The organism is Anabaena sp. UHCC 0399, from assembly GCF_034931465.1.
Classification (GTDB): domain Bacteria; phylum Cyanobacteriota; class Cyanobacteriia; order Cyanobacteriales; family Nostocaceae; genus Trichormus; species Trichormus minutissimus.
In genome coordinates this window covers 84,917-104,433 of the sequence record NZ_JAYGGZ010000005.1, presented here as the reverse complement: position 1 = coordinate 104,433, position 19,517 = coordinate 84,917, and the positions used below count along the sequence as shown (strand labels likewise).

Genomic DNA, 19,517 nt, shown 5'->3' with positions numbered 1-19,517 from the left:
TTGCACCAGTTACTTTAACCGTACCGTCTTTTAGTATGGGCGATCAGCTACGCTGGGCGGTTACGCCATCGCGCAAATACTCAAAAACCTCCCCAGAACAGAGAACTTTAAAGGTTTTTTGGTAAATATTAAAGTCTGAAAACATCACGACACAACTAACTATACTCTGTTAAAATGCAGAATTGCGGCATTCGCTTTCAGTCTTGGCGTTTACCGCCCATCTAGCCTTGCAAATCATCCGTCCGCCTCAAACTGATGCCGCCACTGGCGACAGGCCGATGTTAATTCTGGAGTTTTATGTCTTTTTCTCATCTCGGCTTGTCCAAAGAAATTATCCGTGCCGTCACCGAACGGGGTTACACCAAACCCACGCCAATCCAGACACAGGCGATTCCTGCCGTCTTGTCGGGGCGTGATTTGCTAGCTGGCGCACAAACGGGGACTGGAAAGACTGCCAGCTTCACGCTGCCGCTTCTGCATCGATTGTCTGCCGACAGTAGCGTCAATCATATATCTAATGCACACTCACCGATCCGGGCGTTGATTCTCACCCCGACTCGTGAACTTGCCGCACAGGTAGAGTTAAGCGTGCGTGAGTACGGTAAGTACCTAAATTTGCACACGATGGCCATGTTTGGCGGGGTCAGCATTAATCCGCAGAAACGGCTTTTGAAGGGTCGTGTGGATATTCTCGTTTCTACACCAGGACGACTACTAGATCATGTGCAGCAAGGTACGATAAATCTGTCACATATTGAGATATTGGTGCTGGATGAAGCAGACCGGATGTTGGACATGGGTTTTATTCGTGATATCCGGCGCATTCTCTCGCTACTGCCCAAACAGCGACAAAACCTGCTGTTCTTCGCCACCTTCTCGGAAAAAATCAAGGCGCTCGCCACCGGGCTACTTAATCAACCGAAGATGATCGAGGTAGCACGCCGCAACGTTACCGCCGACACAGTGGCACAGAAAATCTACAAAGTAGAGCGTGACAGGAAACGTCAATTACTAGCGCACCTGATTCGGCAGGACAACTGGTATCAAGTGCTGGTATTTACTCGTACTAAGTATGGTGCTGATCGTCTGGTTAAGGAGTTAGGCCAAGAGCGTATTCAAGCACTAGCGATTCACGGTAATAAGAGCCAGTCGGCGCGTACCCACGCTCTGGCGAAGTTCAAAGACGGCACTTTACAAGTATTGGTAGCAACGGACATTGCCGCACGAGGTCTGGACATCAGCGAACTACCCCATGTGGTCAATTTCGATCTGCCCAATGTACCAGAAGATTACGTTCATCGCATTGGTCGTACTGGTCGTGCTGGTGCATCAGGTGAAGCTGTATCGCTGGTATGCGTCGATGAATACCAGTTGTTGGCAGATATCGAGAAACTAATTGAACAGCGATTACCTGTTGGAGTGGTTGCTGGCTTGGGAGCAAATTCCCCCACCAAGACCGAACCAATTCTAGATGAACGCAAGCACAGACCTCAAGGTAGTAAACGTCCGGTTCGCTCTACAGCTAAAAAATCGTCACAGCGCACCATAACAGGTGGGCAAAAGTCTGATGCTCGTCCTATAAAAAAATAGAAATGAGTCGCGACTGTCTTCAAAGTCAAACAATTTTAGATTTTAAATTTGCATAGCGCAGCGTCTGTCTAAGACACGCTCCGCAAACGTAGAGAGCGTCTTTTAGATTTATTTTGCCCACAAAGAGACGGGGCTTGAGCCGAAAAACCAGTCTAAAATCCAAAATCCGTCTTGAAAAGTTTCCTAGGTTGGGAAACCCGCCTACAGAACTTTCCGCAAAATCTAAAATTGGTAGGGTCAAGCGATCGCCTTGTATCCTAGAAGAAGTGGTAGTGCTGTGTCAAGTTAGTTTTGATGGTTTGTAGTAGGGACTTTAGTCATGATTTTTCTAAGGACTAAAGTCCTTACTACAAACTTGCTTATCCATCAATTCAAACTTGATGAACTAGTAGACCTAATAATATTTTTCTTTCCCCCTGCCTCAAACAGACTGCCTCAAACAGACCGCAATAAGATTGTAAAAATAGTACCCTTGGGATGATTATCTTCAACAGTAATAGTACCGCAATGTGCCTCAATTGCCATTTTGCAAAAAGCTAATCCTAAACCAATTTGTGAAATTTCTTGCATCCGCGTGCCAATCTCATATTTCTCAAAAATGCTTTGTCGTAAGTTATGAGCAACTCCCGAACCGGAATCAAGGACTTGCAATTTAGCTCCTGCTGTTAAATACTCTGCTTTCAAGGTAACTTGAGAGTGTGACGGGGAAAACTTAATCGCATTAGAGAGTAAATTATCCAGGATGCGGCGAAAGATGGGTGCATCGGCTTTGATCATGCCACCAGGATCGGGTAATTCATTGACGAGGCGAAGGTTTTTTTGGAGAGCGATCGCCTCAACATCTGCCAAGGCGGAAATGCAAAGCGCACGTAGGTCTAATTCTGTATAGTTCAGAACCATTTTGCCAGATTCTAACTTGGCCATGATGAGCAAGCTATCAATCAATGATTCCATTTGTTGGGATGCGATGCTTATTTGATCTAACTTTCGTTGTTGGTGTAAAAACGATAAATCTGGCAACCGGAGAATCTCATTGGAGAGTACAATGCTGGTAAGCGGGTTTCGCAGGTCATGGACAATCATATTGACCATATCTTCTCGTAGACATAGCAAGGTCTGTAATTTATCGTACTGCTGCTTGATCCGCAACATGGAATGAACTCTAGCTCTTAACTCCACACCGTTCACGGGTTTACTAATAAAGTCATCAGCCCCTGCGGCTACACACCGCGCCAGGTCTTCTTTAGTGGTTAATGCTGTCACCATAATAATAGGCAGTGTTTGCCATTGCGGGTCAGATTTGATCTGTCGGCATACTTCCATACCATCTAGATCAGGCATCATCACATCTAACAAAATTACATCAGGCTGAAAAGTATGGAGGCGAGCAATGGCTTGTTGACCAGTAGAAGCATAATGTAGTTGGTAGTTTTCACTATCTAATAACGCTTCAACAACATCAAAGTTATCCGGTTCATCATCAATTACCAGAATAGAGGGTTGATTAGTCATTGAAAATTTCCACTACCTCGTTAAAAGTTGTTGAATGGTCACTATCAGCTGTTTGAGTTTTACAGGTTTGGTCAAATATTCGTTAGCACCGGCAGCTAGACAAGTTTCGCGATCGCCCGGCATGGCTAGTGCTGTTAATGCAATTATAGGAATATGCTGAAATTGTGGCTGCTCACGGATACGCCGTATAGCTTCCAATCCATCCATTATAGGCATTTGAATGTCCATCACAATTAAGTCGGGATGTTGGAGATGAACCTGGTCAATGGCTTGTTGGCCATTGTTGGCGATCGCCAGACGATATCCTCGACTTTCAAGATAGCCGGACATTGTCTCGATGTTGGCTTGATGATCTTCTGCCAGCAAAATCACAGGATGATCCAAAGTAGGTTTCGCTACTATATCCATCACGGGCAAATCACCACAGACGTGCTTGGGTAACGAAGCTATTACCTGGTTTATAGGAATATGATCGCTGGTTATATAGGGAATACGAAGAGTAAAACAACTTCCTTGTCTGACTTGACTGGTGACACAGACCATTCCGCCATGTAAGGCAGCAATTCGTTTTACCAGTGCCAAACCTAGACCTGTACCGTTGTATTGGCGATTAAGGTTGCTGTCCAGTTGCATAAAAGGTTGAAATAGCTTGCTGATGTCTTGAGGGAGGATACCGATGCCGGTGTCAGTGATTGAGAAGCAGATGTGAGGGGATTGGGGATTGGGGACAGAGGGAGATAAGGAAAACCTACCCTTTGGAAACGGTGAAGCGGTAATGCCCCCCTGCCCCTCTACCCCTTCGAGCCAAACCTTAAGCGTCACCGTTCCTCCATTTGGGGTGAACTTGACGGCGTTGCTCAGTAGGTTAATGAGTCCCTGACGCAAACGGAGATTGTCTCCTTGGATACTGCCAAGATGATCAGGAATCTCAGTCATGAGGCGAATATTTTTTTTCCATGCCATCTGTTTGATCAAGGCCAAACTGTCATGACAAAGGTTTTTAATCGCCACGTCACTCAGTTGTAGTTCCAGTTTGCCTGATTCAATTTTGGATAAGTCGAGGATGTCATTGATTAGTTCTAGGAGGTGTCTACCACTGCGTTCGATGGTGGCGATCGCTTTTGCTTGCTGTTCATTAATCGCACCGAAGACATTTTCCTGAAACCCCTCAGACATACCTAAAATTGCATTGAGTGGTGTTCGCAATTCATGGCTCATATTAGCTAAAAATTCATCTTTGAGGCGAGTGGCGCGGGCCAGTTCGGTGTTGGCATTGGCTAATTGCTCATTTGTCTGCCTCAATTGTGCTTCTGCGTGTTTGCGCTCGGTGATATCTTCATAAGACCCTAAGATGCCAATCACCTCACCTGTGCTGTTAGTCAGGGGAACTTTGCTTGTCCTTACCCATATATACGAGCCATCCTGGTGTCCCATTGGTTCTTCATAACCGAGTTTGGAAGTTCCCGTAGCGATCACAGTTTTATCGTCTGCACGATAATTATCTGCTTGTTTTTTCCAAGGTAAGTCAAAGTCTGTCTTGCCGATAACCGCATCGGGATGTGATAGTTGGGCATCGCTGGCAAATGCGGGATTACAACCTACATAGGTTAATTGGCAATCTTTCCAAAAGACACGTTGGGGAATGGTATCTAGTACCAATTGCAGCATTGTGCGTGATTCATGCAATTCTTGTTCAGCTTGCTTGCGATTACTGATGTCAGTTACTCGCACTAAATTCATGGTATGACCAGCGATAGAAATGGGCTTGGCAGCAATGTTTCCCCAAAAAAAATTGCCTTGACGAGTCACATATTCAATTTCTCGACTCCAAAACCCCTCAGTCTCTATTTGTACAACGATGGCAACCATCTCATCTGGAGAGAATTGACGACGCTGGAGTGAATGCCCTTCAATCCCCAGTAGTTCTGCTTTGTTATTAGCTTCAAATAATTCTACTGCTCGTCGATTACAATCCTGAGTGATTAGTGATACTGGATCAACCAGAAACAAAGCATCGGCAGATTCGTTGAAAATTACCTCCCGTAAATCCCTGTTACGGATCAGTTCTTGTTCAGCTTGTTTGCGCTCGGTAATATCTAAGATAATGCCGATTAACTGTATTGGCTGACGATCATCATCAAGTATGACTTCGCCTCGTGAAAATAAATAACGTAAACTTTGATCTGGGCGATAAAAACGATACTCTAGTTCATAACATAGCCCCAGGGCGATCGCTTCTTCTACCACAAGGTCGCGATGCGCACGATCATCTGGATGTATACTCTGGAGCATCTCGTCATAGCTGGGCATACCAGACTCAAGATTACGCCCAAAAATGTAAAAGACTTCTTCTGACCAGATTACTTCTTGGGTTTGCAAATTCATCTCCCAACTACCTAAATGAGCAATCCTTTGGGCAGCAGCGAGGTTAGCTGCATTTTTGCTGAGTTGGGCTTCAATCTGTTTTTGTTGGGTGATATCTTGGGTAATACCAACACTGCCAATTATCTCTCCTGCTGAATTGCATAAGGGCTTAACCGATAGAGATACAGGAAAACGCGAGCCGTCTTTACGAATAAACGTCCACTCATCCTGACTGCTACCTAACTGATTTTTGAGGATCAATTCGCCACCAGGGGCAATTTCACACCCCAGTTCTTGTGAGAGTGCTTGTGCTTGTGCCTTGAGTTCCTCCGGGTCGTGAAAGATGAGTGGAGTTACTTGACCCACCACTTCCTCGGCTGTATAACCCAACATTTTCTGGGCAGCAGTGTTAAAGGTTTGAATTATACCTTGAGAGTTGGTAGAAATGATTGCATAATCGGTGCATTCTAGGATGGCTTGTTGCAGATTGATCAGGTCAAAAAACTGAGCTTCTGCTTGTTTACGAGTGGTAATATCTGTTTCTGAACCACTCATCCGTGTGACGTTGCCTGCTTCATCCCATAGTGCTTGACCCCGGTCTAATACCCACAGGTAAGAACCATCTTTGCATTGCGCTCGATATTCTTCTTGGAAGAATAGAGTTTTGTGGGCAAAATAGTCAGCCACCGCCATCATGACGCGATCGCGATCGTCGGGATGTATGCGGATGAACCATTCTTCTAAGCTGGAGCTAATTTCATCCTCCATGAAGCCCCGCATTTGTTTCCAGCGTGCCGAGAAGAACACCTGATTAGTTTTGACATTCCAGTCCCAAATCCCATCATTGCTGCCGCGTAGTGCTAAATGCCAGCGTTCTTGACTTTCTCTGAGAGTTTTCTCGGTGCGTTTGCGTTCTCTCAGTTGTGTATGCGCTATCTCGTAAGCACTTGCTTGTTGAATGGCGATCGCTATTTGTAATGCTAGTTGATCTAATAATTCTAGTTCTACTGATTGCCACTGACGTGGTGCAGTACATTGGTGAGCAATTAATAACCCCCATAAGCGATTTCTCACCACAATTGGCACGACTAAATTAGCTTTGACTTCAAATTGTTCCAGCAGATGCACATGACAGTCTGTTAAGTCAGCTTGATCAATATGATTGATTGCCCGTGTTTTTCCTAGGCTATATTCTGCTCCCGTTCTCTGTTGAAAATAGGTATCCTGAATCTGTTTCCCCAAACTTACCGTCCAACCTGGCAGCACTGACTCCGCCACTACAGTACCGCTCATATCTGAGTCAAATTGATAAACTACTACCCTATCTGTCTGTAAAAACTGGCGCACTTCTTTTGCTGTAACAGCTAAAATCTCTTTTAAATTCAGTGATTGAAGAATCCGTAAAGCGATCGCACTAATAAGTTGTTTTTGTTCCCGACTTTGTTCTAATTGCCAATGCAGATGCCTCTGTTCCACTGCATCATGAATTGCCTTTTGTAGAGTTGCCGGTGTGAGTTTGCTTTTGACTAAATAATCTTGTGCGCCGCTTTTCATCGCCCGAACTGCGATCGCTGCATTATCCTCTTCTGTCAACAGGATAATCGCAGATTGTGTATTACTCACAAGTTTCCTAAATTCTTCCAAAAACGCCAGTCCATTTCCATCGGGCAACCTAAAATTTAGCAAAATAATATCTGATATCCCCTGCTGACACCATGCCATTGCCTGTGTTGCCGTTTCAAATTCCAAAATACGATAGTTATATAGGCTATCCTCCTGCAAAAACTGACGAAATATTACCCGCTCTTCGATGCAATTATCAATCAACAGGATGGTTAGGCAGGAGGGATGACTCATAACTAGGTTGTAATATTCCTCCCAACTAGACATACTAGTTGGTGAAATGTTAATAGTGTGTTTACTCTTGGTGCTGTTTTACAAAATCCCCTACTAGAGTTGAGTCTGTAGTTGTGGATTTTTGAGTTGCTGTTATCCACTTACAGATAAAAGCGCAAACATCAACTATTTTAGCCTGCATCCTATAAAATGTTTAATTGTTCTCACTACCAAGGTTAATGCTGTCTTCGTTTCCCTTGTTCTATGCCAAAAAAATATTAATAATTCCATTTTATGTGCAGTATTTAATTACGATTTCAGCAATTTTGTTATTATTGATTAATAAATATAACTAGTCAAGTGTCGTAAAAATAGATAATCAGCAAATACCTAAATATTTTTATATCTAATGAGAGATTGTTTTCTGTTTTTAAATGTGAATAATCCCAAGTCTTTAGATAACACAGGAAAACAGGCTGGGAAATTTAATACAAATATATTTAAATAATTTGAGGATGAGCGAACATCGTTTGAGCAAAATTGTGATTGAACGTCCTCGACATGGGATGAGAATTAGCCTTAAAAAGCTGACAGGCTTCAAAAAGCAATTACACAAACTGACTGAGGAAGCGAGTCAAGATGGATTGTTGAATCCCTACCTGATTAAAGCAACAAACAGAACTAAATATCTTTCAGATCATCTCAGCCCTCTACGTCGGTTTTTGCGATCGCAAGTCGGACAACCGTGGAATGATGTTTACAGCGAACTGTGTAAAAAATTAGATCCCAACACAATGACAGGACAACACGTTCTGGCTCATGTGTGGGACTATGTTGAACGTCATGTAGAAATAATTGATGGTAGTCTTTACAGTCAGCCTTATCGGGGCTACCGCATTCAGTTAAATGTCAGCCATTACGATCACTTCTATATTCATCCTCAAACTGGCATTCTCTGTGCAGCCGATAAATTGCCTCGCCAGCGAAAACGAAGGCAGAGTTGACGTTCTCACCGCACTTTTAGGGCGGTGATTCTAAAAATCACTTTTTAGGCTTTCTCTTTCATCGACACGCCTTAAAATCAACTATCCATTACTGGCAATGCTTAAACCAATTAACCGTTCAACAGAACCAATTAACGAGCTTAACTTAGCTGACCCCAGAGGGCTACATCTTCAGAGACTTACTAGTATAAAACTAGCGTTTTCGTGCGCCTCACGATACGTTTATGGACAAAAATCTTTTGTTTTCTGGTTTGTGCTACTGTGTTGATTTCGCTAGCTATGATTACACTCGTTTTCGCCACCGAGTTGTCTTTATTGTTTCCCGACCCGTCGTGTTTCACTCATTTGAGTCGTCCTGTATCGGCGGATATTCTACCTGAGACAATTTAACTCTATCACAAAAAGCCGTCCTAGAAGGACGGGGCTTTAGACCCATATTTTCGGTAAAGAAAATTTCATCATCGTTGATAGTGCTGAATACTCTTCTTACTCAGCACGCATCACTTTTTACTGTGAAAATAATTGTGCGTTTAATGCTTTTGTAATGCGATCGCTAGAAAATTCTAAGTGGGCTAAAGTATAAGTATCCAGTTTTTCCCCAAATTGTTTTACCTGGGTATTAATGGCGTTTTGCAGTTGGCGTAATTCATACCAAGCCAGTGTCCTGCCATCTTCAGGTACATCATATTGATGTAAGACCATTTCTAGCAAAATATTCAGATGTTCTTGTTGCAAGGAACGCCGGATGCTCGAAATTGCCTGTGGTTTCCCAGAAGCTAAAACTTCTGTCCAAATGCCTTGTTGCAAGGTGTCGAATAATTCCGGGATGGAAAGTGCTTGCCCAACTAGGGTTTTTAATTCTAGATCCCGTAAACGATTGAGACGTTCACCGTCAAATAGCGATCGCAATATTCCCCTTTGATAACTTAAAATACTTTCATGAATGGGATAGTCAAGGCGGTTATTGGGCGCAAAGCTTCCCCAGTGTTGCCAGCGTGATGGTGCTAGCTGATTTAGCAACTGTGGCGAGAAACTAAAAGCATCCTCAGCAAACACATACTCTTGTAACTTCGCCAATGCTTGACGTTGTCTCAGCAGTGGAACTGGTACAAATGCCCATGAACTATCATCACTAGCATGAACACGGCGAAACGATTCTCCACCAATATATTGAGAAAGTAAGTTGGCGTTACGAAAATAATATTTCAAGACTCGATTAAATAAGACGCGCAGATTACTATAGCTTTCTCCTCGTGGTAAATAATGCTCATCCAGGCGTTGCCACATCACACGGGCATTATCCATTTGCCACTGGGAATAAACTAGTACATCACTACTCATATCCCAAACATTGGCTAGAGGATTGATATCCCAGATATCTTCATCAGTTGCATAAGATAACTCTGGTTGAGGTGATGCCAAGGCAATCTGCTGCAAAAAGCTCTTTTCCGCTTCTGGATGGATCATCTCACCGACGGCGTGAGGACTGTTTTTATATCCATATTCAATTGCCCATTCATCGTAAGGGCCAATCACACTGGGGAAATATTCACCTTGCTGGACTCCCTGTGGTGCGATGTTCACCGGTAGATAGTCCATCACCGAACCAACTAAACCTTTATTATGGGTGATTTCAGTGTTATTTAATTCTTCCGGCGTTAACATAGTGCTGCCGTGGAAGTTGTGACGCAAACCGAGAGTGTGTCCGACTTCATGGGCGATGAGATAACGCAAATATTGATGTACATAATCCTGCATCGCCTCACTACTCGGTTGAGTATTTTGCAACAGTGATAACGCCAATGCCCCCATAGCAGCTTGCTCTGAAGTATGTTGGCTATAGCAAGATTCCGATGAATTGGGTAGAGGTGTAGGGGAATACACCTGCTTAATATATTTCTCCTGCCTTTTGCTTCCTGCCTCTTGACATAGGTTATTTTCTTCCATCAGTGCGCGATATTCTTGCTGAACCGATCGCACCATGTTGGCATCGATGATAATATCTGCATCTAAGATTTCGCCGGTGAGGGGGTTAATTCGTACTGGCCCTTTGGCAAAACCTGCATCTAAAGAATTAAACCAGCGAATGGTGTTGTAGCGAACATCCCCTGGTTGCCAGTCAGCATCATCTGGCATTTGTTGGACTGCGATCGCATTTTCAAATCCTGCTTTGGCAAATGCTTTGTTCCACATCAGCACACCTTCACGAATAGCCTCACGATACTGCGGGGGTACAGCATTCTCAATCCAAAACACAATTTGCTGTTTGGGTGGTGATAAGGGTGCGTTGGGATTGGATGCTTCGAGATGCCAACGGTTGACATAACGTACAAAGGGTTCTTGGCTGTGATTGTTCGAGAAGTCTTGGAAGGCAGTAATAAAATATCCCACTCGGTCATCAGCTAACCTGGGAATATAGCCGTTGTGTTCTTGAAGTTGAGAAAAACTGTAGTGTACTTTCAAGGTAAGGGAGCGACTATCGGGTAAAGTGACTAAATCTGCTCCTTCTGGTGATGAAAAACCATATATTGCATCAATTTCTACATTTTCTGGGAAGCTTTTGACATCACCAAAATAAGATTTGCTCCTTTCTAGCCGATAATCAGCCCGTAAAGAGTATTTCAAGAGGGGAGTTAATCCAGGAAAATCCTGCATGAGCAGATCGTCCAGATTAATTAGAATATTTTTACTACGCGGATCAATACTTTCTATTTCCAGTGAATAAAGAACTGAGTCGCTAAAAGAACGAGCTAGCGATCGCTGTTCTGCTTCACTTGGTTCTGTACGGAATTTAACATTACGCACAACAAAGTGCAAATTATTGTTAACTCGGCAAAAATAAAACAGGTAATCAGCAAGCGGTAATCCGCTATAAATCCCCGCCTCACCAATACCTGATTCTAATGTCACTGTAGCTAAATAATTTTTATTTAGTTGTTCTGGCTGAATTTCCAAGTAAATTTCCCCAGAATTCTCCCGACTATAAAGTGTGAAAAGTCCCTCTAATTTGTTTTTTCCCTTAAATAGCTCTCGAAATTGCCAAAAATCTTCTTTTCTACTCTCCCCAAGATTATTGTCAGCAATTGCTAATTTTTCCCCTATCGAGACTGCGGTTAATTGCTGAACATCAGGATTTGCAAGCTGGTCGGCTCTGGCATAATTGGTATTTAGTAATAAGTTATACAATAAAAAAGTCAAGATTACTACTTTAGTTATCCAGTATTTCATTCTTTAGTTTTCTGCCTGAAGCGATTCTCTTGTTGAGGACAAAATCGATAGCTATTCCGTGATTTTTAATTTATAAAATAAAATTCAATATTTAGCAATATTTACTTCTTCAGGCAGATAGTTTATTCAACTAAAGATAGATGTTTTTACTTCAGGTAGATTTTAGAGATCCGGTATAAATTATCTGTAGCGAATTATAACGTAACTAAGCGAGTGTATAAGTTATCGCCTTTTCAAACACGAAACACAAAGTTTTTATTAAATTTCTACATTTAAAAATAAAATTCAACATTAGGCATATCCAGAAATGAAATATATGTTATCCGGAAACATCAGAGAGACGTAGGATTGCTACGCCTCTACATTCTTCTTCGGAGATGTCTAGCATTCATCGTGAGTGTGATTAGATTGTATTGATGTAAGATCCCTCCTTTGTATCGATAAACATTGGTTGAAATTGGTGATTATGTGTCTTCTTTAAAACTGGCATTTCTTGCCAGCATTGTCGGCAGAAAAAATAGACTTCATGACTACGGATATGCCGTAAAAGTCTGTGAGAGCAACAGGGACAAGTATTCATTATTTTTTGAGTTTATAAAAATGTAATTTCAAAACAAAATCTATAGTTATGTAACAAATTTATTAGTTACTTAACTGTTTTAATAATTAGGTTTTTCATAAGTAATATCTTCAGTAAAAACACCTAAAATTGGTATTAAGTTATATTAAAGAAATCATTTATAAGTAGACTCGCTTACATGAATACCGCTTAATTGAATTTGGGGATCAATATTTAGAGGATTGAGATCAGAAAAAACCTCAAGTATTCAATTGAGAACCCTAGAAGATAAATATTTTTCATGAGTAGTATTGCGTAGTTTGTTACAGTCTAATCAGGCAGTTTATCTGAAAAAATTGCGCAGCCAAATATGAACATAGGTATTGGGCAGAAACAAATCAAAAGATTCTTTGTTGTTTCCTTAGCTTCCCCTGCACCCCTTGCACCCCGGCTTCTTCTGACTCCCCATTCGCTAAAATGCAGCGATCGCACCAAAATATGGATCGCATTCTGAAGTATCTTAATTCTGAGGCATGAGTCAAAAATTCAGAAACTGCAATATCAATGTGTCAACTGCTGGGAATGAATTGCAATGTGCCAACCGATATCTGCTTTTCCTTTGAAGGGTTTTCCGCACGGGGAGGAAGAACAGATCATCATAGTGATGGTTGGGGGATTGCCTTCTTTGAAGGTAAAGGATGTCGAATATTTTTAGATGCTAAACCCTCTATCAATTCTGCGATCGCAGAATTGGTGAGGCGTTATCCCATCCACTCTACCCATGTGATCGCTCATATTCGTAAGGCTACCCAAGGGGAAGTCGCCTTACAAAATTGTCATCCGTTTCGCCGGGAACTCTGGGGACGGTATTGGGTATTTGCGCATAACGGCAATTTGCCAGATTTTGATCCAGAACATCAAGGTTTTTATCAGGCTGTGGGTAATACTGATAGTGAAAAAGCCTTTTGCTTAATTCTAGAAACCCTGAGACAAAGCTTTCCTCAAGGTAAACCTCCTTTAGAGCAAATATATTCTGTACTGCAAAAAGTTACAGAAAAATTAGCTAATATAGGTATTTTTAATTACTTACTCTCTGATGGAGAACATTTTTTTACGCACTGTTCAACTAAACTTAGCTACATAGTCCGTCAAGCACCCTTTGCGGCGGCTCACTTGATAGACCAAGATATGACTGTAGATTTTAGGGAATTGACCACATTCAGCGATCGCGTTGCCGTCATAGCTACTACCCCCCTTACAGATAACGAGGTTTGGACACCAATCAAACCGGGAGAATTGTTAGTATTTCAAGATGGATTGCCATTGCCACATTTCTAGCATTAGTCAAAAGTCAAAAGAATTGTATTCCGGGCTTTTGCGCTATATAACCTTGATAAGCTAATCGTCATTTAAATTGCACCATTTTCATAATCATCAAAGCTGCAAACCCTCGCCCTTGCTCCCTGCCCCCTGCGGCCTCAATGCTTACTCCAGGAGATTGTCGAACGGAGAACCCGCATTAAAGATTTGGCATAATTAATGGCTGGAGATGGGGAAACTCTTGGTAGTAGCTAATCTTAACTTTCATTACATCACTTATTAACCATCTACTGGATGCAGACAATCGGCTTCTATGTCATCCTATAAAAGGAGAGTTAATTCGGTGAGCATCTTTGTTTTTAGTATTGACAGGTTTTTCCCTTTTGGTCTTGACAGGTTTTTCTCCGAAATTTAAATCTCTACACAGTAATAATTTTGGAGATCATCGATGTCAATTTATGTAGGCAACCTCTCTTACGAAGTTACCCAAGATACCTTGAGTGCTGTTTTTGCAGAATATGGTACTGTAAAGCGGGTTCAAGTACCCACTGACCGTGAAACAGGCCGTCCACGCGGTTTTGCTTTTGTGGAAATGGGAACTGAAGCTGAAGAAACAGCTGCCATTGAAGCCCTTGACGGTGCTGAATGGATGGGTCGTGACCTCAAAGTCAACAAAGCCAAGCCCAAAGAAGACAGAGGTTCATTTGGTGGTGGAAATCGTGGGGGAGGATATGGTGGAGGTGGTGGTGGACGTAACCGCTACTAAATTTTGAAAGCTGAAATTTTTCTAGCGAATTTTCAGGTTATATCAAAAGTCTGAATTGTTTTGCACTTTAGCCAACGGGACGGCTTACCATGATAAGCCATTAATTAAGCCAATTTAGGAGGAGGGATAATGACCCAAATAGTGGTAGGCGATAATGAACACATTGAATCAGCCTTACGTCGATTTAAGCGAGAAGTTTCCAAGGCGGGGATTTTTCAAGATATGAGGAAGCACCGTCACTTTGAAACGCCTATTGAAAAGTCCAAGCGCAAGAAAATTGCCTTGCACAAGCAGAGTAAAAGACGCTTCCGCTCTTAAGCAGTGATATAAATATCAAAAAACCCTCATAATTTTTTATGAGGGTTTTTTTATTTCTACTCAGCACTCACAACTCACAACATCGGTCGATTGTTGATTGGAGTTCTTTTAAATGCACTGGTTTAGCTAGATACTCATTAGCCCCTGCTGCCAAACATTTCTCGCGATCGCCAGGCATGGCTAAGGCTGTCAGGGCAATAATGGGGACTTGGGCTAGTTCTAATACATTGCGGATCAGTCCTATGGCTTCTAGTCCATCAATTCCGGGCATCTGGATATCCATCAAAATTACATCGGGTTTGTACTCTTGTGCAAGGTTAATTGCCTCCTCGCCATTTTTGGCCACAATTACCTGATATCCCCGCACAGTTAGGTAGGCAGAAAAGGTATCGATGTTGGCTTGATTATCTTCTGCTAGCAGAATCTGCAATTGTTTTGGTACACAACTAGTTAATAGGGTAGATTGTCTCTCCTCAGAAGTTGTTTTTGGCGGTAATGCTTGGAGCTTTTTCCTATCTGGTATTTCAAAATAAGGTAAGGTGACAGTGAAACAACTTCCCTCTCTCTCCTTACTTACCAGATCAATACTGCCATTTTGCAGTTCTACCAAGCGGCTAACCAATGCCAATCCTAAACCTGTGCCAGCATACTGACGATTCAGGCTGCTATCCATTTGCACAAAAGATTGGAACAACTTGGGTATATCTGCTTGAGCAATGCCAATACCGGTATCGTTGACAGAGAATTTGATCTTAGGGGACTGGGGATTAGGGATTAGGGGTTCGGGAACTTGGGATCCGGGGGTAATGCGGATTTGGCATGAGTCATTCTCCCCTGTCTTCTGTGTCTCCTCCAGCCAAACCTTGAGTGTCACCGAGCCTCCTGACGGAGTGAATTTGACAGCATTACTCAACAGGTTAATGAGTATTTGGCGAGTCCGCAGTTCGTCTAAGGCAATTTCATCAGGGTCGCAGGGAATGTCTATATTTAGTTCAATATTTTTGCTATCAGCTATTTGCTTGACAAAACTCATACTAGAATTGCACAAGTTTTTAATAGAGACTGGCTCAATCTGCAATTCCACTTTGCCAGACTCAATTTTTGTCAGATCCAAGATGTCATTAATCAAAGCCAGTAGATGTTCACCGCTACTTTCAATTGTGGCGATCGCCTTTTTTTGTCGTGAATTTAATTCCCCAAAAATGTTTTCCTGTAGACCTTCAGACATTCCCAAGATGGCATTGAGGGGTGTCCGTAGTTCATGACTCATGCTAGCCAGGAATTCGCTCTTGGCTTGGTTAGCGGCATCTGCTGCTGTTTTCATATTCTCTGCTTGCTCTAGCAGTTTTGCCTGTTTTACTGCCACACCTAACTGTGTAGCAATTTGAGTGATAAATTCTTTTTCTTTTTTCCGCCAATGACGCGCACCTGAACACTGGTGAATACACAGTAAACCCCAAAGTGTTTCTCCGATAAACAGAGGGGCTATTAGATAGGCTTTAATCTGAAATTTAGTCAGAGTTGCCACATAGCAAGGATCTATTTCTGCTTGGTCGATGTCATCAAGAGCATAAGATTTTTTGTCAGAGTGATGCGTGACATAGTTACGAAAACAACCATCTTTGATGGGGATATTTATTCCCAAAACATAGCCTGTACGTACATCCTCGGAGATAATTTCGCCTAATGTAAAATCAGAGTCAGGAGCAAAACGAAACACCGCTACACGATCAGCATTCAGCAGTTGGCGGACTTCTTGAGTAGTGGCTTTAAATATCTTGCTTAAGTCCAAAGATTCCCGAATTTTGGTAATTACACCCATCAATGTCTGCTGTTGCTCGGCAAAAATTGATAAATCCTTGGCAAGTTTCTCCGCCAAAGTTCGCTTTTGGTCGGCGATGATAGTTGATTGCTGCAACTCTACTGTGCGAATTTGTACCTGTTGCTCTAAATTGGCATTGAGCATTTGCACTTGATTGTATAGTTGGTACTGTTTGACAGCAGAGGAAAACCGTTCACTCATGGCTTGAGCGAGGCGGATATCAGCCTCTATCCATGCTTGTGCTTGACCTTTTTTAATTTCCTGCCAGGCCTCAAAGGATTTGCGGGGCGACAATTGGCGTGTGTCGGGTTGATGATAACCCGCCCACAGTAGTGTTTGGTCAACCTCATCCCGAAAAATACTGAGGCTACCTAGCACTTCCTGACCAAAATAAAGAGGCATGATCAGTACACCCCGAATCTGCGTTGCTTCAAATGCAGCAATCAGGGTACGAAACAGAGGTTCTTTGTAGATGTCAGAGATCGCCCAAATATCAGTTTCAGTTTCTAATGTTTGCGGCACTTCCTTGAGAGCATACATTGCCCGCATCCATTGCACTGACCAGGGTTTGCCAGCTCTATTTGCACCAGGTTGGTCATCATTTTTCACTAATACTGAGCTGAGATACTTCTGCCACAGGATATTCTCCTCAATTGGTCTACCACTTGCCCGATCCAGGGGTTCTGGTTGTGTACCGCAGACATAGATTTCAGCCTTCTGAGTAGAATTTTCACTTGATAGATACAAGCGACCACCAGATCCCTGAAAGACCTGAACAACTTCCTCAAGTGCTGCTTGGAGTTGGACTGTGGGTGTGGTGTGGAGTAATGTGGTGACATGGTTGATATGGGCTTCCTGTTTGGCTTGTTCGCGCACACGTTCGAGCAGAATTGATTGGGCGATCGCGATCGACACCTGATCGACAACCGACTGAATAAACAATAATTCTTCTTGGGTAACGATTCGTGGTTCTGAATGATGGGATACTAGTAAACCCCAAAGGTAGTTATTGCTAGGCAAAGATGGTAGTAGAGTTTTACTGGAATTTGTGGCTTCGATGACAATCGGCACTACCACAGAAGATTTTACTCCCATAGCATTCATGTACTCTCGATGACAAGGATCTATGGGACGATAGCGAATATCTGGAAACTCTAGAGAATTACCTGTTTCTATACAGTCTAATGGGCTGATGCCAATCTGATGGGAGTCAAAATCAATAATTGTGCGTTGACGTGCGCGTAAATAAAGTTCGCGGGCATAAGGTGGAATGTCATCGGCTGGAAAATGCAGGTCTAATAGTGAGGGGAGGCGATCTTCGCAAATTGATTCTGCAATGACTAAACCGTGACCATCTAGTTGAAACTGGTAAATCTTGACTCGATCTGTTCCCAAAAATAACCGAACTTCCGCAACTGTTGCAGACAGGATTTCTTGCAGTTCTAATGATTGTCGAATACGGTTGCTGATGCGATGTAGCATTAACTGCTGTGTCAGATTTACTGATTGTGCCTCAACACTACTTTGATCATCCTCTTCGTTTGCTGGGTTCATAGGGAATATAAATACCGACTATAAAATAATTTGTATAATAGATTAATCTAAAGTTTTAAATTATACATTCGATATTTTACATATAAATTTAGTATTGTGAACTACCCACATTGACTTGGAATACCAAGTACAGTGTTGGCTTCTGTACTCACGGGGGAGTGCAGCAACTTGGACTTTGCCTAACAGCACGCTACGCGAACGCCCTAGTTTTGGTCTTGCCTCTTTGATAGTTTATGAGAAAACCGAATTGTCAAGAAGATGGGATTTTAAATTCAATTTCCATTCAAAATTGAATTGTCCAATGTCCATAATATAGATATATGCACAAACGCTATTTTCTCAAAACTGGTGCTGCATTAGTTGGCACAGCTTTATTACCACCGATTCTTTTACAGAGGTCAAACATCATGGCAACTTCTAATACTAAGTTTGAAATTACTAAACCTGATGCTGAATGGCGTTCGATTTTATCGCCAGAACAGTTTCGCGTTCTACGTCAACATGGTACGGAACGCGCTTTTACTAGCCCACTCGATAAGCAATATGGTGCGGGTACTTATATCTGTGCCGCTTGTGAACAGCCTTTGTTTAAATCTGACACTAAATTTAACAGTGGTACTGGCTGGCCTAGCTTTTTTGACCCCATCGAAGGTGGAATTGCTACTACTGTAGATCGGTCGTTTTTCATGACGAGAGTGGAAGTACATTGTAGCCGTTGTGGTGGGCATCTAGGCCATGTTTTTGAAGATGGGCCTGCACCCACAGGCCAGCGTTATTGTATGAATGGTGTATCCCTCAAGTTCATTCCCGCTTAAAGTCATCCAAGATATCAGGAAAATAATGTAGAGACGTGGCTACGTCTCTATGAATTATCAATTTCATCCAAAATGATAGGTTTAATGATTTATGATTGATTTTGCGATCGCCTATGCGACTGCCCCCTTGCCCCCTCAACATATTCTCGCGATAAGTAGCCGTCTTGGTGTACAAAATTTGTGCTGGCTACTTACTTAGATTAATTGCTTATATAACTTTATATAACATTTTTTCTAAGTTGGTCTCCAAAAGTTGTCTCCTATGTCATGATGGGAGTTGAGAATTAATTCGGTTAACAGCATTTGTTTTTAGTATTGACAGGCTTTTGGCTTTTGGTATTGACAAACTTTTCTCCGAAATATAAATCTCTACACACTTACGATTTCGGAGACAGTCTATGTCAGTTTATGTAGGAAATCTTTCTTACGACGTTACAGAAGAAAATCTAAATGCCGTTTTTGCAGAATACGGTTCTGTGAAACGTGTTCAGTTACCCACTGATCGTGAAACAGGCCGTTTACGCGGCTTCGGTTTTGTAGAAATGGGTACAGAAGCTGAAGAAACAGCAGCTATTGATGCACTAAATGGTGCAGAATGGATGGGACGTGACCTGAAAGTGAACAAGGCTAAACCCAGAGAAGAGAGAGGTTCATTTGGTGGTGGCGGTGGTGGTGGTAATCGTGGTAGCTATGGTAAAAGCAACCGCTACTAAGGTTAACAACTCAGCCATTGAAAGCTAACCGCTTAGTTGAAAAATTAATTTGAGTTAGTAAAGGTTCAGGTGTATTCGCCTGAACCTTTTTTGCATCACATCAAGCTTTGGGCTGT

At 42.4% G+C, this 19,517-nt stretch carries 12 protein-coding genes; 8 read left to right on the top strand and 4 right to left on the bottom strand.

What is annotated here, in order from left to right; genetic code table 11:
• The first annotated feature begins 297 nt into the window (after positions 1–297).
• Both VB693_RS04275 and VB693_RS04270 read left to right on the top strand, forming a co-directional pair.
• On the top strand, positions 298–1,590 hold the full coding sequence (locus VB693_RS04275) for a DEAD/DEAH box helicase (protein WP_323265187.1): 1,293 nt from the start codon (positions 298–300) through the stop codon (positions 1,588–1,590).
• A 134-nt stretch (positions 1,591–1,724) separates the two neighbouring features.
• Positions 1,725–1,895, top strand: a complete 171-nt coding sequence (locus VB693_RS04270; RefSeq protein WP_323265186.1) for a hypothetical protein — start codon at positions 1,725–1,727, stop codon at positions 1,893–1,895.
• A 130-nt stretch (positions 1,896–2,025) separates the two neighbouring features.
• On the opposite strand, the gene VB693_RS04265 is transcribed toward VB693_RS04270, so the two are convergent.
• Complete coding sequence (locus tag VB693_RS04265) at positions 2,026–3,102, bottom strand: hybrid sensor histidine kinase/response regulator (RefSeq protein ID WP_323265185.1); 1,077 nt, start codon at positions 3,100–3,102, stop codon at positions 2,026–2,028.
• A gap of 12 nt (positions 3,103–3,114) precedes the next feature.
• The gene (locus VB693_RS04260) at positions 3,115–7,356 is read right to left on the bottom strand and encodes a PAS domain S-box protein (protein WP_323265184.1); all 4,242 of its coding nucleotides are present in this window, start codon (positions 7,354–7,356) and stop codon (positions 3,115–3,117) included.
• A 461-nt stretch (positions 7,357–7,817) separates the two neighbouring features.
• On the opposite strand from VB693_RS04260, the gene VB693_RS04255 reads away from it, so the two are divergent.
• Positions 7,818–8,306: a hypothetical protein gene (locus VB693_RS04255; RefSeq protein WP_323265183.1), complete on the top strand. Its 489-nt coding sequence runs from the start codon at positions 7,818–7,820 to the stop codon at positions 8,304–8,306.
• A gap of 507 nt (positions 8,307–8,813) precedes the next feature.
• On the opposite strand, the gene VB693_RS04250 is transcribed toward VB693_RS04255, so the two are convergent.
• Positions 8,814–11,534: a zinc-dependent metalloprotease gene (locus VB693_RS04250; RefSeq protein WP_323265182.1), complete on the bottom strand. Its 2,721-nt coding sequence runs from the start codon at positions 11,532–11,534 to the stop codon at positions 8,814–8,816.
• 1,123 nt (positions 11,535–12,657) lie between these two features.
• Here VB693_RS04250 and VB693_RS04245 point away from each other — a divergent pair.
• The 3 genes from VB693_RS04245 to rpsU all read left to right on the top strand — a co-directional run bounded on the left by VB693_RS04245 (position 12,658) and on the right by rpsU (position 14,497).
• Positions 12,658–13,431, top strand: a complete 774-nt coding sequence (locus tag VB693_RS04245; protein ID WP_190709814.1) for a class II glutamine amidotransferase — start codon at positions 12,658–12,660, stop codon at positions 13,429–13,431.
• A gap of 430 nt (positions 13,432–13,861) precedes the next feature.
• Complete coding sequence (locus VB693_RS04240) at positions 13,862–14,179, top strand: RNA recognition motif domain-containing protein (protein ID WP_190709816.1); 318 nt, start codon at positions 13,862–13,864, stop codon at positions 14,177–14,179.
• Positions 14,180–14,308: 129 nt separating this feature from the next.
• Positions 14,309–14,497, top strand: coding sequence for a 30S ribosomal protein S21 (gene rpsU, locus VB693_RS04235; protein ID WP_190709818.1), 189 nt, complete (start codon positions 14,309–14,311; stop codon positions 14,495–14,497).
• A gap of 67 nt (positions 14,498–14,564) precedes the next feature.
• Here rpsU and VB693_RS04230 read toward each other — a convergent pair whose 3' ends face one another.
• Positions 14,565–17,873 (bottom strand): GAF domain-containing protein, encoded by a 3,309-nt coding sequence (locus VB693_RS04230; protein ID WP_323265181.1) that lies wholly within the window; start codon positions 17,871–17,873, stop codon positions 14,565–14,567.
• Between the two features lie 320 nt (positions 17,874–18,193).
• On the opposite strand from VB693_RS04230, the gene msrB reads away from it, so the two are divergent.
• Together msrB and VB693_RS04220 are read left to right on the top strand one after the other, a co-directional pair.
• On the top strand, positions 18,194–18,688 hold the full coding sequence (gene msrB / locus VB693_RS04225; protein WP_323265180.1) for a peptide-methionine (R)-S-oxide reductase MsrB: 495 nt from the start codon (positions 18,194–18,196) through the stop codon (positions 18,686–18,688).
• Between the two features lie 398 nt (positions 18,689–19,086).
• Positions 19,087–19,401 (top strand): RNA recognition motif domain-containing protein, encoded by a 315-nt coding sequence (locus VB693_RS04220; protein WP_190709824.1) that lies wholly within the window; start codon positions 19,087–19,089, stop codon positions 19,399–19,401.
• Positions 19,402–19,517: the final 116 nt, after the last annotated feature.